Raw genomic sequence first — 22,510 nt, forward strand, 5'->3', positions numbered from 1 at the left:
GCGACACAGCGCGCTGTCCACCCGCTTGAAGTCGACGGCCAGCCGCCGGGTGAGCCCCCGCGCCTGGCAGGACAGGACACTCATGCGGTCACGGCCGGCAGCAGCGCGTTGGTGAAGGAGCGGTCCCAGTCCCGGTCGTGCGCGAGGGCGCCGTGCTCCGCGAGCCAGTGCGCGTACGGGCCCGTGCGCGCCGGGTCGATCACTCCCCAACGGCCTTGCGGGTCGGTCCAGGTGGGTGCGATCAGGGCGAGGGAACGGGCTATCAGCGGGCGCGGGAAGTAGGGGATGACCCCTTCGAGCAGCTCCAGCGTCCGCTCGGTGTCCTGCGCGGCGGCCGCGTAGCCCCGGGCCGTGACGGCGAGGAAGTCCCGTACGAGAGACGGCTGTTCGGCGAGCAGGCGCTCGTTCGTGCCCAGCAGGTAGCTGTGGTAGAGGGGTGCGCCGATCTCGTCGACCGGCCAGGTCACGCGCCGCTCCTCGGGGAGGTCGCCGCGCAGCGCGTCCCAGGACCAGTAGGTGCCGAAGGTGGCGTCGGCCTCGCCCGCCTCGATGTCGTCGACGGTCAGCTCGCGCGTGCCCGCGTCGATCGTGACGACCGCGTCCGGGTCGCCGCCGTCGGCCGCCACCAGATGGCGGACCATGGCCAGGCCGCGCGGGGTCGGGTTCAGGGCGAGGCGACGGCCCGCGAGCTCACGGGGGCGGGTGATCCCGGTGGACGCGGTGGTCTGGATCGCCTCCAGACCCCGGTGGTTGACGGCGGCCACGGCGATCAGCGGCTGGCCGTGCGCGGCGCGCCGGGCCAGCAGCCGGTTGGGCGGGAAGACACCGAAGTCCACCTCGCCGCGTGCCAGGTACTCCAGGGTGTCACCGCGTCCCGGGTCCTGGACCACGAGTTCCACGTCCAGTCCGGCCTCCGCGAACCAGCGGCGGGCACGGGCCACATAGAAGCCGGAGGAATTGGGCCAGGGATGGAAATAGTCGAGCATGACCCGGATGTGCGGCATGAGGGAACTCCGAAGGCGGCGCGCGAGAACGCGGAAATGGCGGAGGGGGAGAAAAGGTGTGGCGTGCGGGGCGGTGCGCGGTCAGACGGACCGGCGACAGCGGCACCCGCGACAGTTGCGCGTGCGACAACAACAGGAGCTGCCCGCCGGGGTGGAGACCACCGGAGGCTTCGGCTCTACTGCTGCGGACACGTGAACTCCTACGCGGGGCGCCAGGGCGCGATTCGTGCGGTCGGCGTCCCCATGGGGACCGCGTTCGACGAACGGATCCCAGACGCCCTCTCAGCCCGTCCGGGGAGGGGCTCCCGCGTAGATGGCCGAAACCATAACGGCAGCCGACGGTCCTTGCGCAACCTTGATCCGAAATATGAGACGGCCATGATCAGTGGGTAAGACGCCCAGCTCACGGGCGTACCATCGGCCGCCATGACCACCTCCCCGCTGCCCGGCCCCCTCGTCGACGACACCTGGCTGGCCGCCCGGCTCGACGATCCCCGGCTGGTCGTCCTCGACGCCACGGTGCTGCTTCCCTCACCCCGGCACGACGGTGACCACCGCAGTGCGAGCGGCCGTGAGGGATGGCTCCGACGACACCTCCCCGGGTCCCGGCACGCCGACCTGACCGGGGACTTCTCCGACCGCGACGCGCCCTGCCACTTCACCGTGCCGGGCCCGCAGGCGCTGGCTCGCGCGCTCGCCCGGGTCGGCGTGGGGGAGGGGAGCGCGGTGGTCGCGTACGACACCGGGGGCGGGATCTGGGCGGCCCGGCTGTGGTGGATGCTGCGGGCGATCTCCGTGCCGGTGGCCGTGCTCGACGGGGGCCTCGCGGCCTGGGAGTCGGCGGGACGGCCGCTCGCGTCCGGCGACGACCCGGCGCCGGTGCCCGAGGTGACCCCCGTCGCGCCCGTCCCGCGTCCCGAACTGTGGACAGATGTCCACGAAGTGGGGGCCATCAGCCGGGGTGAGCAGCCCGGCACACTGGTCTGCGCGCTGCCCGCGGCCGGCTTCGACGGGTCCGTGCCCACCCGGTACAGCCGACGCGGACACATCCCCGGCAGCCGCAGCCTTCCCGGTCGCGAACTCCTGGACGCCGAAGGGCGCGTGCTGCCCGCGGCCGAGCTCGCCGCGCGCGTCGGTGCCGGTCTCGACGCCGCCGACACGCCGGTCGTCCTGTACTGCGGCGGCGGTGTCTCGGCCGCCGGGGTCGCCCTCGCCCTCACCCTGCTCGGGCGCGAGGACGTGTCCCTCTACGACGGTTCCCTGGAGGAGTGGTCGAAGGATCCGGCACGACCACTGGAACTGGGCGGCGCGGCCCGGCCCCGACCGGAACAGGGCGACTGACCCGCCGACGACCTGGGTCGTGTCCGTAGAGTCCCGCCTGGTTCGCGACGCCCGGCACCCGCTCGTTGTGTGGTCGGGATCGCCCACGTACACCCGGTAGGAGGGCGACCCTCCGCCTCGCGATCGCACGCACCGGACGCCGCGAGCCCTGCCATCCGGGCAGACGGCGCCACTTTGCGGACTCGACCTACGGCGCCTCGCTCGACGTACGGTCCGCAGCCCCCGCACGCCCGCGTACCCGTCCCGCACCGGACGGGACGCGAGGCAGCGCCAGGCTCACCGGCAGGGCCGCCGCCAGCAGGCCCGCGCAGACGACCGACGCGACCGCGAACGCCGTCCTCGGCACGCCCTCCGTCGAGGACGCACCCCTCAGGTAGATCCCGGAGACCGCGCTGAGGCACACCGCCGCCGCGATCCGCTGCGTCATCTGGAGGATGCCGCCCGCCACCCCGGCCGCCTCGGCCGGGGCGTGCTGGAGGACGCGCGCCTGGTTGGGCGAGACGGTCAGCCCGGACGCGGCCCCCGAGGCCACCTGGACCGCCGCCAGCACGGGCGGCAGCGCGGCCAGCGGCAGCGTCACCGCCGCCAGGGCGCCGCCCAGCAGGGCGACGACACCCACCGACAGGCCGAGGGTGACCGTACGGGCGCCGATCCGCCGCACCACTCGCCAGGCCACCGCCGACGACACCCCCATCGCGACCGCCGACGGGAGCGTCACGGCAGCCGTGGTGAGGGCGGAGAGGCCGAGCCCGCTCTGGAGGAAGAGCGTCAGCACCAGCCCGGCGGCGAGGGACGAGCCGAAATTCGCCATCGCGACCAACGTGCCCAGCGTGTACGGCGCCGAGCGGATCAGCGAGGGGTGCACCAGCGGCACCCGCCCCCGCCGGACCCGCCACCACTGGCCCAGCACCAGCGCGCCCGCCGCGGCCGGCGCCGCCGCTCCCCACAGCGCGGCCGCGCCGCCGCTGTCCGGCGTGCTGATGAACGGCAGCATCAACGACAGGGTCAGGGCCGCCACGCACAGCAGTCCCCACAGGTCGGGACGGCCGGGCGCCGCGACCCGTCGGGGCGGCGGCAGCCGGCGTGCCGCCAGCCACAGGGTGACCGCTCCGCACGGCGCGCTCAGCAGCAGACACAGCCGCCAGCCCGTCCCGGGACCGCACAGCGCGACCAGCGCCCCGCCGAGCGCCGGGCCCAGCGCAGCCGCGACCCCGCCGGTGACCGCGTACAGGCCCAGGGCGCGGGCCCGGTCCAGGCCGTGGAAGACGTCCTGGAGCGTACCGATCACCTGGGAGTTGACCAGTCCGGCGCCCGCCCCCTGCACCAGCCGGGCCACGACCACCGTGGCCGGGTGGGTGCCGGTGGCGGCGACCAGGCCGCACAGCACGAACGTCGAAAGACCGACGAGGAACAGGTGTTTGCGGCCGCGTACGTCACCCAGGCTGCCGCCCGGCACCAGGGCGAGCCCGAAGGCCAACGAGTAGCCGGAGACGATCCACTGCACGTCCGTGGCGCCGGCGGACAGTGACCGGCGCAGCGCGGGGACGGCGATGTTGAGGACCGACTGGTCCAGCAGGGTCGTCGCCCCGGCAGCCAGACAGACCGTCAGTACCCGCCGGGCCGCGCGATCATCTCCCGGAAGCATGCCGTCATGCTCACACCGGCCGGACGCTCCTGTCCCCGTCCCGGCCGGCCTGTTCGCACGATGGAAACACGCCGGGCGGGCCCGCCCCTGAACGGCGGACCCGGTGTGGCCGGGGACGCGTCCCCCTCCCCCGAAGGCGACGCGTCCCCGGCGCTTCCCCCGGCGCCGGACTGTGGTTTCCGGGTGGCCTCTCGGCTCACCAGCACATGACCGCCGTCTCGCCCGAACCCCAGCCGGAGTACAGGCGTACGCGGACGAAGTAGCGGCGGTCCCTGACGAGCCGGACCCTGATCGTGGCGTTGTGCGGAGTGCCTCCGTCGTCGTGCCCCGCGAGGAAGCGGGGCTCTCCGTCCCGCTCCTCGAAGACCACGACCATGGAGTCGCTCTCCCCGAAGGTGGCGAAGGTGTACTCGCGGGTCTCGCGCGGCTCGACGGTGAAGTCGACCTGCTCGCCCGGCCCCAGCGACAACGGCACCGAACGGAACGGCACCAGCGTCGGCGGCCGCGCCCCGCCGGGCGGCGGATACCAGCCGAGGACGAACTCCTTGTCCAGCGGCGACAGCCCGCCGGACGGATGGACACCCCCGCGGAACTGCTCCGGCTCCAGGATCAGCCCCGCCGAGAAGGGGTACTCCATGACGGACTGCGAGTCCCACACCGACCCGTTCACCTCGGCCGGGTCCAGCTTGCGCAGGATGTTGAACCAGGTCCGGTCCCGGCTCCAGTGGTTGGGCGGGCCCGCGAGATCGGCGTACACGGCCTCGTCGTCCCAGTGGAGGCCGGCGAACGGGCTCTGGTGCTCGTGCTGCATGCCGAGCGCGTGGCCGATCTCGTGCAGGGCCGTCGCACGCTCCCCGGGCGCGGTCAGGTCCCAGCCGAAGTTCATGGTGCGCTCGTTGAGACCGGCCGACAGCGCGTCCCGGCCCACCGCCGACCAGGAGCCGTCACCCGGCTGGAACCCGATGCGCAGCTCCGCCTCCGAGCGGTCGGCGACCTCGGCGAAGGACACCCCGATCCCCAGCTCCCGCCACTCGCGGAAGCAGTCCCGCACGACCTCCCGCTGGTCCTCGCCGCCGACCCACGACACCCAGCGGGTCCCCCCGGAGCCCGGCAGGGCGATGACCGACCCGTCGCTCTCGCCGTCGAGGAAGCAGTAGTGCAGCACCGTGCCGTTGACCCACATCCGCCGCCCGCTCAGCAGCGCGCCGAGCCGCTCGACGGCCAGCCCCGGCGCGAAGGCGGGGGCCGACTGCTGGGCGAGCGAGCAGTAACGGGCGGTCATGGGTTCCAGGTTGCCGTGCGCGGCCGGCGCCCGGCCTGAGTCGGGGGCTACTCAAGTCGCCCTGTATCAGGCGTGAGTATGCCGACTCCAGTTGAGGTGAAGACGTTCGAACCGCAATACAGGACCCTGCGACTGCCGTGGCCGTTCACGGGCCGGGACGAGGAACTGGAACTCGTCCGCCGCTCCTTGGCCGTGGGCCGGCCCGGCATGGTGATCACCGGACCGGCGGGCTGCGGCCGCACCCGGCTGGCCATGGAGGCGATCCGCGGCACCGACTGTGCCCGGGTGGCCGGCACCCCCGGGACCCGCGACCTGCCGTTCGCCGCCTTCGCCCACCTGCTCCCCGAGGGCGTCACCCTGCACAAGGCGGTCCAACTCCTTTCCGGCGTGCGGCAATTGCTGGTCGACGACGCGCATCTGCTGGACGACTCCTCCGCTGCCCTGCTCCACCAGCTGGCCGTCCAGGGCCGCACCCGGCTGCTGGTCCTCGTCACGGACGGAGCACGCCCGCCCGGCGCGGTCGCCCGCCTGTGGACCGGCGAACTGCTGCCCCGCCTCGCCCTGGAGCCGCTGCCCCGCGAGGAGACCACCCCACTCCTCGACGCCGGCGCCGGTGGCCCCCTGGAGCCCCTCGCCGTCAACCGCCTGCACCGTCTGTGCGGCGGCGACCTGCGCCTCCTGCGCGACCTGCTGGACGCGCTGCGCGAGCAGAGCCTGCTGACCAGGGACGCGGACACCGACGAGCTGAAGTGGCGCGGCCGCGTCCCGGTGACCCCGGCCCTGCGGGAACGCGCCGCCGCCGTGCTCGCCCGCAGCTGCCCCGACGAACGCGAGATCCTCGACCGGCTCGCCTTCGCCGAACCGCTGGCGCCGGCGGCGGACACGCTGGACCTGCGGATCCTCGAACGCCTGGAGGCGGACGGCCTCCTCGACGTCGACGACGACACGACCGTCCGCCTGGCCCACCCCCTGCACGGCCCGGTCCTGCGCGCCGAGGCCGGCCGGCTGCGCGCGAGGCGGCTCACCGGCCGTCGACGGTCCACCGCGTCCGCCCTCGACGCCGAGGCGGCCGAGCTGACCCGCCGTATCGAGCGGGCCGACGTCCGTACGACGCCCACGCCCGTGGGGGAGTGGCTCGTCGCGGAGGGGGAACCGGTACCGGCGCGGTACGCCGCCGTCCGCGCGCGGTTCTCACGGCTGCGGGGAGAACTGCGCGAGGCGGCGGCCTGGGCGAGGGAGGGCCTGGCCGCCGCCCCGCAGGACCGCGCCTGCCGCACGGAACTCGCCCTGGCCGCCGCCCAGTCGGGCGAGACGGGCGCACCGATCGACCTCCTCGCCGAACACCCCGCCACAGCCGCCTGGCCACCGGCCGCCCGCGGAGACCTCGACACGGCCCTGAAAACACTCGAAGAGACCGACACCGACACCCGGACCGGCACCGACACGGGCACCGGGACCGGCACCGACACGGGCACCGGGACCGGCAGCGACACGGGCGTCGGGACTGGGACCGGCAGCGACACGGGCGTCGGGACTGGGACCGGCACCGGGACCGGCACGGGCACTGGGCCTGGGGCTGGGACCGGCACGGGCACTGGGCCTGGGGCTGGGACCGGCACGGGTACGGGCACTGGGACCGGGACGGGCACCAGCACCGGCACCGGGACCGGGACGGGCACCAGCACCGGGACGGGCACCGGCACCGGGACCGGGACGGGGACGGGCACCGGCACGGGGACGGGTACCGGGACCGGGACGGGTACCGGGACCGGGACGGGTACCGGCACCGGGACGGGTACCGGCACCGGGACCGGCACCGGCACCAGCACCGGTATCCGCGACGCCCACGCGACACGCGACCTGCCCGCAGGGGGCCACACACGCCTCCACGACCCCGACGCGGCCCACGACTTCCGCGCGGCTCGCGACCCCCACGGGCCACACGACCCTTACACCGCCTACGACGCCGTACGCCTCGGCGCTCCCCAGCACGCCGTTCGGCTGCTTCCCCCCGACGGTTCCCTCGCCCGGCACGCCCGGGCGCTGGCCCGGGGTGACGGACCCGCGCTGGACCTGGTGGCCGCCGAGCTGGAGGAGCGCGGTTTCCTTCTCTTCGCGGCCGAGGCGTACGCGCAGGCGGTACGCGTCCACCGGGACGCCGGCGCGGCCCGTACCGCCCGTACGCGTGCCGTCGCCCTGGCCCGGCGGTGCCAGGGAGCCTGTACCCCGGCCCTGTCCGGTCTGGTCCTGGGCGAACTCACCGCCCGCCAACGGCAGATCGTCACCCTCGCCGCGGCCGGCCTCAGCAACCGGCAGATCGCCGAACGCCTCACCCTGTCCGTCCGGACCGTCGGCAACCACCTCTACGGCGCCTACACCCGGCTCGGTGCCGGCGACCGCGGCGCCCTTCCATGGCTGGTGCAGCAGCCGGCCTGAACAGGCCGGGCGCGGGGTCGGCTCACGCCGCGCCGAACGCCGTGAACGCCCACCCCGTCGCCTGGTGCAGCGCGTCGTCCGGCAGCGCGGCACGGGCGTCCCGCAGGGCCTCGGCCAGGGAGAGACCCGCGCTGATGCCCTTGTGCAGGGCCAACATCAGCGGGACGACCGCCGCGTCGTTGACGGGCGCGCTGCTCGCCAGCACACCCGCCGTACCCAGCGGCAGCAACGCCGTGACCAGGCCGAGGAGTTCGTCCGCGCCGACCGAGGCGAGCCGGGCGGTGTCGCAACTGGAGAGGATGATCCGGTACGGGCTGCGGGCGAGCCGCTCGAAGTCGTGGACGATCAGCGGCCCGTCCGCCATCCGCAGCGAGGAGAACATCGGGCTGTCGCCGCGGAACGTGCCGTGCGCGGCGATGTGCGCCAGCGCGGCCCCGTCCAACTCCTGGAGCACGCGCGACACATGGGCGTCCTCCTGCTCCAGTACGATCGGCCGGCCGTACCGCCCGGCGACCTCCGGCACCTCCGCCCCGCAGGACGCGAGCCCCGGGCCCCGTACGAGGACCTGCCGCCCGCCCGGGGGCGGTTCGGTCTCCCGCGCGCGCAGCCAGCCGCTGGCCGACGGCGACACACTGACCACTCGCTCCCGCAGCGACGGCAGCAGCGCCCACGGCACCCGGTGCAGCCGGGCCGGCGGCACCACGACCAGCGGACCCGGGCCCAGGTGCCTCGCCGCCTCGCCGAGCAGCAGTTCCTCCAGCTTTCGCCCCGCCGCCTCCACCACCGGCAGTCGGCCCTCCGCGCCGGGGTGGGCCAGCCGCCGCAGCCCGGCCTGTACGTGTTCGGCCTCCCGCTCCGCCTCGGCCAGCAGCCCGCCCGCGAACCGGCGCACCCGCCCGCCCCCGCACAGCAGCACCTGAACCCGCCCGTCCAGTACGGCCAGTTCGACCAGCCGCCCGTCGCCGAGCCGCTCCAGCAGCCGGCCCGCGTCGAACCGGTCGCCGCCCCAGGGCGTGACCCCGCGGATGTGCAGGGTCCGGGACCGGATCTCCCGCTCCAGGCGCCGCTGTTCACGCTCCAGCGTCGGCACCGGCTTGCCGTCCATCCGGGCGGCCTCCGCGCGGGCGGCGATCACCCGGAAGGCGGTCAGCCCGCTCAGCAGCGCCGGGTCGGCCGGCGGCCGGGTGGGCGGCGTCGACAGCGCCGTGGCCCGCCACCGCTCGCTCCACACCAGCAACTGCCGTGGCCCGCCCCGCTCCAGACTGACCTCCTGGGCCAGCGCGGCGAGCTCGGCGCCCTGTGCGGTGGCCCGGGCCCGCAGCTCCGAGGCGCCCAGCGTCGTCCGGTGGTCGTCGAGGACGTCGAGCCCGCGCCGGCAGGCCTCCAGCACGCCCCGGCCCGAGCCGGTGGCCCGCGCCCAGAGCGCCTGCGCCGCCCAGCCCGTCATCCGAGCCAGCGGCGGCCCGCTGCGCCGGCTGCGGGCCGCGATCTGGAGATACCGTTCGGCGTCCGTGGTCCAGTTCAGGTCCAGCGCGATCCGGCCCGCGAGCAGCCAGGCCTCCGGTGCGGCCGGCGCCTGGAAGGCGGCCAGCCGTTCGGCGAGCCTGGCGGCGTCCGCGACCAGCCGCCCCGAGGCGCGTCCGGTGGCCACCCGCGCCTCGATCAGCACCAGCCGGGCGTGCGTCTCCCACCAGGTGCGCCGCTGTCCCGCGAAGAGCCGCTCGGCCACCGCCGCGCGCGCGATCGCCGTCCCCGGATCGCCCGCCAGCCGCGCCGCCCTCGCGGCCGCCAGCAGCAGCTCCGCCTTGCGCGTGGACTGCCCGCCGATGCCGTCCAGCACCCCGATCGCCGCGTCCGCCTCGGCCAGCGCCTCCGGCGCGAGACCGGCCGCCATCAGGACCTCGCAGCGCCGGATGTTGAGCATGAACGTCGGCGTGCCGAGCTTGGCGTACCGCTCCTCGGCCTCGTCGAGGAGCCGCAGGGCTGCGGGCACGTCACCGGAACGGAAGGCGGCGAGCCCCCGGCTCTCCACCGCGTCCGCCTTGTCGTGTTCCTGGCCGGTGGTGTCCCACAGCGCCTCGGCCGCCGTGAAGTCCGCCTCGGCCCGGTCCACCGCCCCGAGGGCCAGGTGCACGGTGGCGCGCAGGGTGAGGGCACGCGCCGTCCAGATGACGTCGTCGGCCTGACGCAGCACGGGGATCGTCCGGCGTACGTCCTCCAGTGCCTCGCGATGATGGCCGAGGACCCACAAGGAGTAGGCCCGCCGGTACATCACGCGCGCGCGGGTGTGGCCGGTCCCGCGCTCGACCCCCCGCTCGAAGGCGGCGAGCCCCTGCCGGGTGCGGCCCGCGTGCACCAGCGCCACGCCGAGCGTGCCGAGGACGTCCGCCTCCCGCTCGGCCGAGTCCGCGCGCGCCGCGAGGTCCCGGGCGCGCCGCAGATGGTCCAGGGCCAGACGCATGTCGCCCCAGTCCCGCTGCCAGATGCCGATCACCTGGTGGGCGACCGAGGCGTGCAACGGCGTCGGATCGGTGTCGAGCACTCCTTCCGCCCGCGACAACGCGTCGCCCGGGGCGGCGAACACCATCGGCAGCAGTTCGAGAACCGAGTCGTTTCCCGCTGTCACTCCACGGATGGTAGTGCTCAGGCCTGCACGCCACACCGGTTCGGCACTGTATCCACCAGTAACAATTGGACGTCGTGTCAACGGAGTCGGCATCGTGAGGGGGCGCGCGGCCGCAACCGCACCACCCCCATCCGCCGTCGCACCACCTGTATCAGACGGCCGTCCCGCGGGTCTTGCTGTCGACCACCGGCACAGGGGAGGACACGCCATGGCACCACAGCGATTCCACGAGCAGTTCGACCACCTCCAACGTTCGCTGCCCGACGTCCCGTTGGCGATGGGGCCGGACGACTCCGCCGAGTTCATCTACGAGAAGGGCGTCGTCCTCGCACGCGACGGCGAGGAGGCCCGGGTCGTCGAGGACGCCGTCCGCTCGCACTTCACCGCGACCGAGGGCCTGGTCCCCGACCATGTGCGCCGGGCGGGCCCGGAGACCAACCGCTCCGGCATCACCCGGATCCGGGTCGGCGACCCCGGCGAGGGCGGCCGCGGCGCCGACCACACCGTCGCGGGGGCCCTGCGCGCGCTGCGGGAGACGGAGGGCCGCGCGGGCCGCCGCCTGATCAGCCGCAACCACCTGGTGTCGATCGCCGTCAACGCCTGCCCCGGCGACGAACCGGTGCCCGCCCCGCGCAGCGCCCAGCCCAACCCCGGCGCGGCACCGGCGGCCGACGGCGCGGAGGACGCCGACGCCGTCGGCGTGCTCGTCGTCGACACCGGCCTGACCCACGACTACCGCTCCTACCCGCTGCTGGCCCGCACCGAGGGCGACGCCCAGGTCAGGGAGACCGACGAGGACGGGATCCTCCAGCAGTACGTCGGCCACGGCACGTTCATCGCCGGGCTCGTCGCGGCCGTCGCGCCGAACACCGACGTCACCGTGCGGGGCACCCTCAACGACGCCGGCGCGATCCTGGAGTCCGAGTTCGGCGAGCGGCTCTTCGACGCCGTCCAGGACGGCTGGCCCGACATCATCAGCCTCTCCGCGGGCACCTCCAACGGCCGGGTGGACGGCCTGCTCGGCGTGGCCGCGTTCATGGAGGAACTCCAGTCCCGGGGCACCCTGTTGGTCGCGGCCGCCGGCAACAACGGCAGCGCCGCGCCCTTCTGGCCCGCCGCCTACGCCTCACTGCCCGAGTACGCCGACGCGGTGCTGTCGGTGGGTGCGCTGCGCGGCGACGGCGAGTTCGGCGCCTGCTTCAGCAACCACGGCCCCTGGGTGAAGGTCTACGCCCCCGGCGAGCGCCTCACCAGCGCCCTCACCGGGTTCGACACCCCCGTCCCGTACGTCTACCAGCACTCCACCTACGAGGCCTGCCGCTACGGCTTCACCTACTCCTGCACCTGCCGCTCCCCGCGCCACACCGGTGTGTTGAGCGAGGCGCAGCAGGTCAGCCCGGGCAAGCCGGACCAGGTGATGTTCGAGGGACTGGCGTCCTGGAGCGGTACGTCCTTCGCGACCCCCCTGGTGGCCGGGCTGGTCGCGGCCTACATGACCGCGCACCGGCTGACCGATCCACGGGCCGCCGCCCGCCGGCTCCTCGCCACCGGTTCCGAGTTCGCGGAGGTGCGGGGCGCGCACGTCCCGGCACTGCTTCCGCCCACCTGGCAGCCGGTCGAGGTCGGTACGGCGTGAGGGCGGCATGACGTCCGAGAGGGGCCCCGCCACGGCGTACGATGACAGGCCGTACACGAGGGGTGGGGCCGTGGACCGTACTGATGTCGGTGCGCTCGTCCAGTCCGCCGTCGACGGTGACACGGCGGCCTGGAAAGCGCTGGTGGACGGGCTGAGCCCATTGGTGTGGTCGGTCGTGCGCGCGCATCGGCTCTCCGATGCCGACGGGCACGAGGTGTACCAGACCGTGTGGTTCCGCTTCGCCCAGCATCTCGGGCGGATCCGGGAGCCGCACAAGGCCGGTTCGTGGCTCGCGAGCACCGCGCGCAACGAGTGCCTGAAAGTGATCAAGAGCTTAAGGCGGCTGACCCCGACCGACGATCCCCTGCTGCTCGACCGCGCCAGCGAGGACCTGACTCCCGAGCAGTCGGTCCTGGACTCGGAGGAGGCGGCCGCGCAGAGCGAGCGGGTCCGGTTCCTGTGGCAGGAGTTCGAGGCGCTCGGCGAGCGCTGCCGGCAGCTGCTGCGGGTCCTGATCGCCTCGCCGCCGCCCAGTTATCAGGAAGTGTCGGCCGCCCTGGGCATCGCCGTCGGCAGCATCGGACCGATGCGCCAGCGATGTCTGCGCCGCCTGCGCGCCCGACTCGACGCACGGGGAGCTCTGTGAACGGCATGAACGGCAGGAACGGTATGAACGGCAGGAACGAGGACGAGCAGGACGACATCTTCGGCGAAGTCCCCTTCGTCGACGAGGAGTTCGACCACGACCGGCTGGAGGAGGAACTCCGCCAGGCCGCCGCCATCCTGGACCCGGTCCCCGCCGAGCTGCGGCGGGCCGCCATCGAGGCCTACACGCTGCACGACCTGGACGCCCGGATCGCCGAGCTGACGTTCGACTCGTTGGTCGACGCCATCCCGGTGCGGGGAGCGGTGGACGTGCCGCGGATGCTGACCTTCCACACGGGTGGGCTGACGGTCGACGTGGAGGTGACCGACGAGGGGCTGATGGGTCAGCTGCTGCCGCCCCAGTCGGCCTCGATCGAGGTCCTGCACGGCCCCCGGGCGGGCGCCCCGCTCACCGCCGACGACATGGGCCGTTTCGCCTGCGACACGCCTCCGGGCGGCCCGTTCGCCCTGCGGCTGCGGACCGGCGCGGAGGTGGTCGTGACGGAGTGGCTGCGCGCCTGAGGCCGGAGGCGACGGGCGGGTTTGGCGGCCCCCGGACGACGGTCCTCCGCGGCGGGGCGACCCGGTCGGCCGGGACCGCGAGCCGCAGCCCCGGCAGCCGGCCGACGGCGCGTCCACCGGCGTGCCCACCGGCGGCCGGGGGCCCGGCCGACCGGCGCGGCGGTCTCCGCGGCCCCGGTCGTGCCACCCGCCGTCACCCGGCCCCGGCGGCCCGTCCGGTGCGGGTGCGCGGGCCGGAGGTCAGCCGCTGACGGCGTCCACGAGGGCTGCGAGTGCCGAGGCGAGCCGGGTGAGTCCCGGCCCGGCCGGTCCGCCCGGCTCGGTCATGTACGTGTCCCGCCGGATCTCCACCATCAGCGCGCTCACCCGCGGCTCCTTCCCGTAGTGCTCCAGGGGCACATAGGCCCCCGCGAACGGGCTGTCGAGCCCGATTTCCCCCACCGCCTCCCCGAACGCCTTCCGCGCGGCGCCGAGCAGCTCGGGCGGGGTGTGGAAGGCGTCGGTGCCGAGGCAGACCGGCGGCCGCGGTCCCTCGCCGTGCAGCTCGTAGGGCAGCGGTTCGGTGGGGTAGGAGTGCACATCGACGACCACGGCCCGTCCGACGGCCGCCAGCCGCTCGGCGACGGCGTCGGTCATCGCCTGCGCGTACGGCCGGAAGTAGCGGGCGACGAGCGGCTCGGGGTCGGTCTCCCGGGGCCGCAGCACCTCGCGGTGCGTGGTCCGCGTGTACACGGCGCCCATGCCGACGGCCCGCATCTCCTCGCGCTCGTCCGGGAACCGCTCCGGATCGACGACCAGCCGCGACAGCCGGTTCACGAACCGCCAGGGCGTCACCCCCGCCAGCCGCGCCGCCGCCTCGGCGAGCTCCGCGGTGTGCGAGTCGGTGATGTGGTCCAGTTCCCGCTCCAGCGCCCCGTCGTCCAGCACGATGCCCGCCCGCACCCCGGCCGGTATCTCCCGCGCCGAGTGCGGCACATGAAGGATCACCGGCGAGTCGGCGGCGCCGGGAAGGAAGGCGTAGGACGGTGCGGCAGGGGTCATGAGGCTGCTCCGGGGCGTTGTCGGTGGCATGGCGCATGATCAAGATGCCATATCCACCCGTCCGGGCGACATGTGCCGCTGTTGCCGTCACGAAAGCCGGTTTGCCCCGACCCCGGCGGACACACGGCCGCCCCGGCCGGGAGAGACCCGGCCGGGGCGGAGGTGGGTGTTCCGGTGCGTCAGCTCAGGGACGCCAGCGCCTCGTTCCAGGTGGTCGACGGGCGCATGAACGCCGCCGCCTTCGCCGGGTCGGGCTGGTAGTAGCCGCCGATGTCGGCGGGCTTGCCCTGGACGGCGTTCAGCTCGTCGACGATGGTCTGCTCGTTCGCCGCGAGGGTCTCGGCGAGCGGCGCGAAGGCCTTGGCCAGGTCCGCGTCGTCGGTCTGCGCGGCCAGCTCCTGCGCCCAGTACAGGGACAGGTAGAAGTGGCTGCCGCGGTTGTCGATGCCGCCGACGCGACGGGTCGGGGACTTGTCCTCGTTCAGGAAGGTCGCCGTGGCGCGGTCGAGCGTGTCGGCGAGGACCTTGGCGCGGGTGTTGCCCGTGAACCCGGCGTACTGCTCGAGGGAGGGCACGAGCGCGAAGAACTCGCCCAGGGAGTCCCAGCGCAGGTAGTTCTCCTTGACCAGCTGCTGGACGTGCTTCGGCGCGGAGCCGCCGGCGCCCGTCTCGAACAGACCGCCGCCCGCCATCAGCGGGACGACCGACAGCATCTTGGCGCTGGTGCCCAGCTCCAGGATCGGGAACAGGTCGGTCAGGTAGTCACGCAGGACGTTGCCGGTCACCGAGATGGTGTCCTCGCCGCGGCGGATGCGCTCCACCGACAGCTTGGTCGCCTCGACCGGGTTGAGGACACGGATGTCCAGGCCCTCGGTGTCGTGCTCCGACAGGTACGCCTCGACCTTGGCGATCAGGTTGGCGTCGTGCGCGCGGGTCGCGTCCAGCCAGAACACGGCCGGGCTGCCGGTGGCGCGGGCACGGGTGACGGCCAGCTTCACCCAGTCCTTGATCGGCGCGTCCTTGGTCTGGCAGGCGCGGAAGATGTCGCCGGCGGAGACCGTCTGCTCGATGACCGCGTTGCCGGCCTGGTCGACGAGGCGGACCGTGCCGGTGGTCGGGATCTCGAAGGTCTTGTCGTGGCTGCCGTACTCCTCGGCCTTCTGCGCCATGAGGCCGACGTTCGGGACGGAGCCCATGGTCGACGGGTCGTAGGCGCCGTTGGCGCGGCAGTCGTCGAGGACGGCCTGGTAGACGCCGGAGTAGGAGGAGTCCGGCAGCACCGCGAGGGTGTCGGCCTCCTGGCCGTCCGGGCCCCACATGTGGCCGGAGGTGCGGATCATGGCCGGCATCGAGGCGTCGACGATCACATCGGACGGCACGTGCAGGTTGGTGATGCCCTTGTCGGAGTCGACCATGGCCAGCGCCGGGCCCTCGGCCAGCTCGGCGTCGAAGGAGGCCTTGATCTCGGCGCCCTCCGGCAGGGACTCCAGGCCCTTGTAGATACCGCCCAGACCGTCGTTCGGGGTCAGGCCGGCCGCGGCGAGCGCCTGGCCGTACTGCGCGAAGGTCTTCGGGAAGAAGGCGCGGACCACGTGACCGAAGATGATCGGGTCGGAGACCTTCATCATCGTGGCCTTGAGGTGCACGGAGAACAGCACGCCCTCGGCCTTGGCCCGGGCGATCTGCGCGGTGAGGAACTCGCGCAGCGGCGCGACGTGCAGGACGGAGGCGTCGACGACCTCGCCCTCGAGGACCGGTACCGACTCGCGCAGCACCTTGGTGGAGCCGTCGTCGCCGACCAGCTCGATCCTCAGGGAGCCGGCCTCGGAGATCACGACCGACTTTTCGGTGGAGCGGAAGTCGTCCACCCCCATGGTGGCGACGTTGGTCTTGGACTCCGGCGACCAGGCGCCCATGCGGTGCGGGTGGGTCTTCGCGTAGTTCTTGACCGACGCGGGGGCGCGGCGGTCGGAGTTGCCCTCGCGCAGGACCGGGTTCACGGCGGAGCCCTTGACCTTGTCGTAGCGGGCCTGGATCTCCCGCTCCTCGTCGGTCTTCGGGTCGTCCGGGTAGGCCGGCAGCGCGTAGCCCTGCGCCTGGAGCTCGGCGACCGCGGCCTTGAGCTGCGGGATCGACGCCGAGATGTTCGGCAGCTTGATGATGTTGGCCTCGGGCGTCTTGGCCAGCTCACCGAGCTCGCTCAGCGCGTCCGGGATCCGCTGGTCCTCGGTCAGGTACTCCGGGAACACGGCGATGATCCGCCCGGCCAGCGAGATGTCCCGCGTCTGGACGGCGACACCCGCCTGCGAGGCGTACGCCTGGACCACCGGCAGGAAGGAATACGTCGCCAGGGCCGGGGCCTCGTCAGTGTGCGTATAGATGATGGTCGAGTCAGTCACCGGGTGCTCCGCTCCACGTCTGCAACATTGCTCGACATCAAGATATCTCGTGACCGGCGTCGGCTCGACAGGGGTCTCCTCACACGCCGGGATGTCCGGATGTTTCCGCTGGTGCAACCGAAGCGGCTGTTTTCGTGGTCATGCAGGTAGAGCGTCGACCTCATCCGACGGCCGGACCGACCACCCGGCCGCCCGAGCGAAAGCGGACCATGAGATATCGCAGCAGAGTGACGGCCCCGGCGGCCGCGCTGATCGGCACGGCAGCAGTCCTGGCCGGGGGAAACACGGCATTCGCGGACACGGACACCAAGCCCGGTGACACCCCGGGTCCCGAGACCCTCGGCGACCCCGTCTTCCCGGCCCTGGGCAACGACGGCTACCGCGTCGGCGCCTACCACCTCGACTTCTCCTACGACCCGTCGACCTCCCTGGTCGACGCCACGGCGACCCTGGAGCTGCGCACGACGCAGGCCCTCAGCCGCCTCTCGCTGGACGCCCTGGGCCTGGACATACGCACGGTCCGCGTCGACGGCCGCACGGCCACCTTCGAACAGGTGGACGAAAAGCTGCGGATCACCCCGGCCCGGCCGCTGCCCGCCCGGGCCCGGGTCACCGTGTGCGTGACCTACACGGCGGACCCGCGCCGTGCGCTCGCGCACACCGCCTGGGTCCCGACGGCGGACGGGTTCGCGATCTGTCCCCAGCCGGACTCGGCGCACACCGTCTTCCCCTGCAACGACCATCCGTCGGACAAGGCGGACTTCACCTTCCGTATCACCGTCCCCGCCGCCCTGCGGGCCGTCGCGAGCGGCTCGCTCGTGTGCACCGAGAACCTGGCCGGCGACCGGACCGCGTACACCTACCGCTCCCGCTCGCCGATCGCCACCGAACTGGTGCAGATCACCGTCGGCGACTATGTCGTGAAGGAGCGCCGGGGACCGCACGGACTGCCGCTGCGCGACGTCGTCCCGACCGCGCGGGCCGAGGCCCTGGAGCCCGCCCTCGCGCTCACCCCCGGCCTGGTCGAGTGGATCGAGGCACGGCTGGGCGCCTACCCCTTCGAGACGTACGGACTGCTGCCCTGCAACTCCGACGACCCGAACGCCTTCGACTTCACGGGCCTGGAGACCCAGACCCTCACCCTGTACAAGCCGAACTACCTGCTCCAGGCGGAGCCGAAGATCGGCTCGCACATGATGCACGAGCTGGTCCACTCCTACTTCGGCAACAGCGTCAGCCCCGCCACCTGGGCCGACCTGTGGCTCAACGAGGGCCACGCCGACTTCTACGGGCTGCTGTACCGCTACGAGCGGGGCTGGGCGGACTCCCTGGGCCTGACCACCTTCGAGGCCCGGATGAAGGACACCTACGCCCGCGGCGACCAGTGGCGCAGGACCTCCGGCCCGGTCGCCGCGCCGAACGCGGTCAACCTCTTCGACAGCCAGCGCTACCTGGGCGGCGTCCTCGTCCTGTACGCACTGCGGCAGCTCATCGGCGAGGACGCCTTCCACGCGGTCGAGCGGACCTTCCTGGCCCGCCACCGCAACTCCTCGGCGTCGACGGAGGACTACATCACCCTCGCCTCGCACACCTGCGGGCAGGACGTGTCCGGCTTCCTGCGGGACTGGCTGTACGGCACGACGACACCGAGGATGCCCGGCCATCCGGACTGGACGGTCACCCCGGTGACGCCGTCGCTCACCGCCCCGCGCCGGCAGGCGGGCGTGCGCTGGCACGAGAACTCGGCCACGCTCTGACCCGGCGGCCGACGCCGTCGGCCGCCGTCAGTCGTGCAGGGCGGTCATCCCGCCCTGCACGAAGTCGTCGTCGCCGGTCCGCTGCTGCGGGATGACGACCGTGCCCGACTGCAACGCCACCGTGCGGGCCGGCGCCGGGATCCGGATGCCCTCCTCGCGGTAGCGGCGGTGCAGCCGCTTGATGAACTCGTGCTTGATCCGGTACTGGTCGCTGAACTCGCCGACGCCCAGGATCACCGTGAAGCCGATCCGCGAGTCGCCGAAGGTGTGGAAGCGGATGGCGGGTTCGTGGTCCGGGAGGGCGCCGTCGACGCCCGTCATGACCTCCGCGATGACCTCCGAGGTCACCCGCTCCACATGCTCCAGGTCACTGTCGTAGGCCACACCCACCTGCACCAGGATCGTCAACTGCTGCTCGGGACGCATGTAGTTGGTCATGTTCGTCTTGGCGAGCTGCCCATTGGGGATGACGACGAGGTTGTTGGAGAGGGCGCGCACGGTCGTCTGACGCCAGTTGATGTCCTCGACATAGCCCTCCTCGCCGCTGCTCAGCTTGATGTAGTCACCGCGCTGGACGGTCTTGGAGGCCAGGATGTGGATGCCCGCGAACAGGTTCGCGAGGGTGTCCTGGAGGGCCAGCGCGACGGCCAGACCACCGACGCCCAGGGCGGTGAGCAGCGGGGCTATGGAGATGCCCAGCGTCTGGAGCACCACCAGGAAGCCGATCGCCAGGACCAGGATCCGGGTGATGTTCACGAAGATCGTGGCCGACCCGGCGACTCCGGAGCGCGAGGAGGTCACCGACTGCACGAGCCCGGCGACGACCCGCGCCGCCGACACGGTCACCACGAAGATCAGCAGCACCGTCAGACACTGGTTGACGGTGTGCTGGACGGCCTTCGTCAGCGGCAGCACCGCGGCCGCGGCCGCCGCGCCGGCGGCGATCAACGACCACGGCACCACGGTGCGCAGCGCGTCCACGACGACGTCGTCGCCGCTCCACTTCGTGCGCTTGGCGTGCTTCGCCAGCCAGCGCAGCAGGGTGCGGGACAGGAAGGCGGCCAACAGGCCGGTGGCCAGGGCGATTCCGGCGATGACTCCGTCGTCCAGGGTCAGGGCGCGGTTCACCGGTCACCTCCGGGAAGTCGATCCGCGGCACACGGGGCCGCCGACGGCCGGCTGTGAAGTCTCGTCACGATGTCACCTGTTCGGTTCCGGGATGTGCGGTCGGGCCCGCCGTTCGCGGAGCGGGCGCGACCGCTCATCCTGCCGTATCCGGCACGGGAGTTCGTACCCGAGGATCCGGTCGCGGTGGCGGGATCCCGCAGCTCAGACGATTCCCTCGGCCAGTTCGGCCTGCTCGCGGTCCGATCCGTAGGCCGCGGTGGTGGGCGTTCCGTACGAACGGCGGGCCACGAACCACCACACCGTGGCGAGGAGCAGTACGACGGCCAGGGCCACGGACGCGTAGTTCATCGTGTCCACCGTCACCGGCGACGACTGGGGCAGGCAGAACAGCACCGTCACACAGGCCACCCACACCACGGCGACCCACCCGACCGGGCGGCTCCAGCGGCCCAGATGCCACGGACCCGGCCGGAAACGGTCCCCGGCGCGCAGCCGCAGCAGCACCGGGATGGCGTACGCGGGCGTGATGCCGATGACGTTGATGGCGGTGACCGCGCCGTACGCCGTCGCCGAGTACAGGGACGGCAGGGCGAGCACACCCGCGACGACCACCGACAGCCACACGGCCGCGACCGGCGTCTGGGTACGGCTGTTGACCTTGCGCCACAGATCCGAGCCCGGCAGGGCGCGGTCCCGGCTGAACGCGAAGACCATGCGGCTGGCGGCGGCGACCTCGGCGTTCCCGCAGAACAACTGGGCGGTGATCACCACGAGGAGCAGCGCGCTCGCGCCGTTCGTGCCCAGCCCGTCGAGGAGGATCTGCGCGGGCGGCACGCCGGTGTCGGTGGCGCGGGTGGCGGCGTAGTCCTGGATGGCGAAGGTCAGCCCCGCCAGCAGCGCGAAGCCCGCGATCCACGACACCCAGATGGACCGCACGATGCCCTTGGCCGCCGCCACCGAGGCGTTGGAGGTCTCCTCGGAGAGGTGGGCCGAGGCGTCGTAGCCGGAGAACGTGTACTGGGCCAGCAGCAGCCCGATCGCGGCCACGTACACCGGGTTGTGCCAGCCGGTGTCGTTGACGAACTCGGTGAACACGAACGACGGCGACCGGTGGTGGTCCGGGACGATCCACAGGGCGCCGACGATCAGCGCCACCCCCGCCAGGTGCCACCAGACGGAGACGGAGTTGAGAACGCTGACCAGGCGGACGCCGAACAGGTTCAGCACGGCGTGCAGCAGCAGGATCGCCACGAAGATCAGCATCGTCTTCTCCGGCGTCGGCTCGAAGCCCCAGCGGAGATTGGCGAACGCGCCCACGAACAGCGCGGCGCCGTAGTCGATGCCGGCGATCGCGCCGAGCAGGCCGAGCAGGTTCAGCCAGCCGGTGTACCAGCCCCAGCGCCGGCCGCCGAGCCGGTCGGCCATGTAGTAGAGGGCGCCGGAGGTCGGATAGGCGCTGGTGACCTCGGCCAGCGCGAGCCCGACGCAGAGCACGAACAGACCCACGCCCGCCCAGCCCCAGAGCATCACCGCGGGGCCGCCCGCGCCCATGCCGAAGCCGTACAGGGTCATGCAGCCGGACAGGATCGAGATCACGGAGAAGCTGATCGCGAAGTTGCCGAATCCGCCCATCCGGCGGGCCAGCACCGGCCGGTAACCGAGTTCGCGCAGCCGCTGTTCCTCGTCGGGACGGGGTACGGCGGGTACGGCGGGCAGAGCCGCCGGGTCGGGGATGCTGGACATGACAAACCTCCGAAGAAGGAAGGGCCACGAGGGGAGCACGGGGGGAGGGGGGAGGGGAGCGGAGGGGAGGGTGGCGCGTGAGGGGACCCGGACGGTGTCAGGAACCAGGCCCCCGCGCCGCGGGCCGGCTGCGCGTACGGGCCTGGAGGAACACCTGCACGGCCTCCGCGTGATCGCCCGGAGCCGGGACGTGGTACGCCCAGGGAAGCGGCGTGCAGTACGGGCCGATCGCGTCGAACACCTCGGCCGCGTCGGCGAAGCGGAGCGCTCCCCACAGGGCGTGCGCCAGATGGTTGAGGTCGAGCGGCGAGCGTTCGGCGGGACCGGCGCGGTCGAACCACCCCTCCCGCGCCCGCAGCGCCTCCCGGGTCGCGTCCTCCGCCACCCAGTGCAGGTCGAGGGCGGCGCCGCGCCCGCCACCGCGCCGGTAGCGCTCGGCCCGGACGTACAGCGGCAGGACGTGCAGCGCGGAACCCGGCGGGGCGGTGCCCGCGACCAGGTGCGCGAAGCCCGCCGCCCCGGCCAGCCGTCCGGAACCCGCCTGCGTGTACAGGAACTGGAGCATGCGGTGGTGCGCCTCGCGGTTGTGCGGGTCACGTCGGCCGGCCTCGTCCAGCAGCCCCCACGGGCCCGGCGGGAGGCTCGGCTCGGGCGGCGCCGCCCGGTGTTCCTCCCACAGCAGCTTGCGGTCCAGTTGGGCCAGTGCCAGCAGACACACCCACGGCACCGGGTCCGGCGGCGCGGTCCGGGCCGCGGACTGGCTCAGGTCCCAGGCCTCGATCCACAGTTCGTGCGTACGGAGATGGCGCTCACGATGCGCCCGCAGCGCCCGCTCGACGGCGACCCGGGCCTGCATCACCGTGGCCGGCACACTGTGCGGCTCCTCTGCGAGCCAGGCCCGCACCACGTCCGTCCCGGCCGCCGCCGCGGCCAGCACCTGGGTGCGGCGCGTCCACTGCCACCACGCCGTGGTGCGCTCCAGAAGGACGCGCATCGACAGCCAGCGCCCGGTGCGGACCTCCTGGAGAGCGGCCCGCAGATCGCCGTCGTGCCCGGCGGGGTCGTAGGCCGGCCGTGCTCCGTCTCTCGCCATCAGCCACCCGCCCGCGGGCGTGGCACCGGCACGACGGCAGGGTGGAGTAACAACAGCCCTCCTCGGGGCGGCAGATGGGGCGGCGGGTGAGGGGATCGCTTTGGTCGGCCGTCACTATAGAGGCGCCGGAAACGCATCACACTCGTTTCCCGCTCGATCCAACTCTCCTTTTGGCGCATATGAATTGACTGACCATCAGCCAGTGAAGGAGG

15 protein-coding genes are annotated in these 22,510 nt (G+C 73.2%); 6 read left to right on the forward strand and 9 right to left on the reverse strand.

Going from position 1 to position 22,510, the window contains the following annotated elements:
• Window positions 1–80: 80 nt before the first annotated feature.
• Window positions 81–1,004 (reverse strand): ABC transporter substrate-binding protein, encoded by a 924-nt coding sequence (locus G9272_RS38720; RefSeq protein WP_171400882.1) that lies wholly within the window; start codon window positions 1,002–1,004, stop codon window positions 81–83.
• 426 nt (window positions 1,005–1,430) lie between these two features.
• Between G9272_RS38720 and G9272_RS38725 the strand changes: the two genes are divergently transcribed.
• Window positions 1,431–2,345 (forward strand): sulfurtransferase, encoded by a 915-nt coding sequence (locus G9272_RS38725; protein ID WP_171400883.1) that lies wholly within the window; start codon window positions 1,431–1,433, stop codon window positions 2,343–2,345.
• A 187-nt stretch (window positions 2,346–2,532) separates the two neighbouring features.
• Here the strand turns inward: G9272_RS38725 and G9272_RS38730 are convergent, their stop codons facing one another.
• Together G9272_RS38730 and absR1 are read right to left on the reverse strand one after the other, a co-directional pair.
• A complete protein-coding gene (locus G9272_RS38730; protein WP_171400884.1) occupies window positions 2,533–3,990 on the reverse strand; it encodes an MFS transporter in 1,458 nt (485 codons plus the stop codon).
• Between the two features lie 196 nt (window positions 3,991–4,186).
• Window positions 4,187–5,272 carry a beta-glucuronidase AbsR1 gene (gene absR1 / locus G9272_RS38735; protein ID WP_171400885.1) on the reverse strand — a complete coding sequence of 362 codons (1,086 nt, stop codon included), beginning with the start codon at window positions 5,270–5,272 and terminating at the stop codon, window positions 4,187–4,189.
• A gap of 78 nt (window positions 5,273–5,350) precedes the next feature.
• Here absR1 and G9272_RS45595 point away from each other — a divergent pair, with 78 nt between their 5' ends.
• Window positions 5,351–7,708 (forward strand): helix-turn-helix transcriptional regulator, encoded by a 2,358-nt coding sequence (locus G9272_RS45595; protein ID WP_253268073.1) that lies wholly within the window; start codon window positions 5,351–5,353, stop codon window positions 7,706–7,708.
• A 22-nt stretch (window positions 7,709–7,730) separates the two neighbouring features.
• Here the strand turns inward: G9272_RS45595 and G9272_RS38755 are convergent, their stop codons facing one another.
• Window positions 7,731–10,334 (reverse strand): CHAT domain-containing protein, encoded by a 2,604-nt coding sequence (locus tag G9272_RS38755; RefSeq protein ID WP_171400886.1) that lies wholly within the window; start codon window positions 10,332–10,334, stop codon window positions 7,731–7,733.
• A gap of 208 nt (window positions 10,335–10,542) precedes the next feature.
• Between G9272_RS38755 and G9272_RS38760 the strand changes: the two genes are divergently transcribed.
• From G9272_RS38760 to G9272_RS38770, 3 genes are all read left to right on the forward strand, one after another.
• The gene (locus G9272_RS38760) at window positions 10,543–11,970 is read left to right on the forward strand and encodes a S8/S53 family peptidase (protein ID WP_171400887.1); all 1,428 of its coding nucleotides are present in this window, start codon (window positions 10,543–10,545) and stop codon (window positions 11,968–11,970) included.
• A gap of 70 nt (window positions 11,971–12,040) precedes the next feature.
• Window positions 12,041–12,616: an RNA polymerase sigma factor gene (locus G9272_RS38765; RefSeq protein WP_020127476.1), complete on the forward strand. Its 576-nt coding sequence runs from the start codon at window positions 12,041–12,043 to the stop codon at window positions 12,614–12,616.
• A gap of 23 nt (window positions 12,617–12,639) precedes the next feature.
• Entirely contained in the window at window positions 12,640–13,137 is a 498-nt protein-coding gene (locus G9272_RS38770) for a hypothetical protein (RefSeq protein WP_253268074.1), read from the forward strand.
• A gap of 240 nt (window positions 13,138–13,377) precedes the next feature.
• Here G9272_RS38770 and G9272_RS38775 read toward each other — a convergent pair whose 3' ends face one another.
• On the reverse strand, window positions 13,378–14,178 hold the full coding sequence (locus G9272_RS38775) for an N-formylglutamate amidohydrolase (protein WP_171400890.1): 801 nt from the start codon (window positions 14,176–14,178) through the stop codon (window positions 13,378–13,380).
• Between the two features lie 179 nt (window positions 14,179–14,357).
• Window positions 14,358–16,577, reverse strand: coding sequence for an NADP-dependent isocitrate dehydrogenase (locus G9272_RS38780; protein WP_171400891.1), 2,220 nt, complete (start codon window positions 16,575–16,577; stop codon window positions 14,358–14,360).
• Window positions 16,578–16,786: 209 nt separating this feature from the next.
• Between G9272_RS38780 and G9272_RS38785 the strand changes: the two genes are divergently transcribed.
• Window positions 16,787–18,334 carry a M1 family metallopeptidase gene (locus G9272_RS38785; RefSeq protein WP_171400892.1) on the forward strand — a complete coding sequence of 516 codons (1,548 nt, stop codon included), beginning with the start codon at window positions 16,787–16,789 and terminating at the stop codon, window positions 18,332–18,334.
• A gap of 27 nt (window positions 18,335–18,361) precedes the next feature.
• Here G9272_RS38785 and G9272_RS38790 read toward each other — a convergent pair whose 3' ends face one another.
• The 3 genes from G9272_RS38790 to G9272_RS38800 all read right to left on the reverse strand — a co-directional run bounded on the left by G9272_RS38790 (window position 18,362) and on the right by G9272_RS38800 (window position 22,298).
• Window positions 18,362–19,462, reverse strand: coding sequence for a mechanosensitive ion channel family protein (locus tag G9272_RS38790; RefSeq protein WP_171400893.1), 1,101 nt, complete (start codon window positions 19,460–19,462; stop codon window positions 18,362–18,364).
• 201 nt (window positions 19,463–19,663) lie between these two features.
• On the reverse strand, window positions 19,664–21,205 hold the full coding sequence (locus G9272_RS38795; RefSeq protein ID WP_171400894.1) for an amino acid permease: 1,542 nt from the start codon (window positions 21,203–21,205) through the stop codon (window positions 19,664–19,666).
• Window positions 21,206–21,302: 97 nt separating this feature from the next.
• Complete coding sequence (locus G9272_RS38800; protein WP_171400895.1) at window positions 21,303–22,298, reverse strand: hypothetical protein; 996 nt, start codon at window positions 22,296–22,298, stop codon at window positions 21,303–21,305.
• Between the last annotated feature and the right edge of the window lie 212 nt (window positions 22,299–22,510).

The sequence above is a fragment of the Streptomyces asoensis genome (assembly GCF_013085465.1).
GTDB classification, from domain to species: Bacteria; Actinomycetota; Actinomycetes; order Streptomycetales; family Streptomycetaceae; genus Streptomyces; species Streptomyces cacaoi_A.

Bases quoted from the DNA above. Each gene is read 5' to 3' on its own strand.
- G9272_RS38760 (WP_171400887.1), top strand. From the start codon at position 10,543: ATGGCACCACAGCGATTCCACGAGCAGTTCGACCACCTCCAACGTTCG.
- G9272_RS38725 (WP_171400883.1), top strand. From the start codon at position 1,431: ATGACCACCTCCCCGCTGCCCGGCCCCCTCGTCGACGACACCTGGCTG.
- G9272_RS38795 (WP_171400894.1), bottom strand. From the start codon at position 21,205: ATGTCCAGCATCCCCGACCCGGCGGCTCTGCCCGCCGTACCCGCCGTA.
- absR1 (WP_171400885.1), bottom strand. From the start codon at position 5,272: ATGACCGCCCGTTACTGCTCGCTCGCCCAGCAGTCGGCCCCCGCCTTC.
- G9272_RS38775 (WP_171400890.1), bottom strand. From the start codon at position 14,178: ATGACCCCTGCCGCACCGTCCTACGCCTTCCTTCCCGGCGCCGCCGAC.
- G9272_RS38730 (WP_171400884.1), bottom strand. From the start codon at position 3,990: ATGCTTCCGGGAGATGATCGCGCGGCCCGGCGGGTACTGACGGTCTGT.
- G9272_RS38770 (WP_253268074.1), top strand. From the start codon at position 12,640: ATGAACGGCAGGAACGAGGACGAGCAGGACGACATCTTCGGCGAAGTC.
- G9272_RS38720 (WP_171400882.1), bottom strand. From the start codon at position 1,004: ATGCCGCACATCCGGGTCATGCTCGACTATTTCCATCCCTGGCCCAAT.
- G9272_RS38800 (WP_171400895.1), bottom strand. From the start codon at position 22,298: ATGGCGAGAGACGGAGCACGGCCGGCCTACGACCCCGCCGGGCACGAC.
- G9272_RS45595 (WP_253268073.1), top strand. From the start codon at position 5,351: ATGCCGACTCCAGTTGAGGTGAAGACGTTCGAACCGCAATACAGGACC.
- G9272_RS38785 (WP_171400892.1), top strand. From the start codon at position 16,787: ATGAGATATCGCAGCAGAGTGACGGCCCCGGCGGCCGCGCTGATCGGC.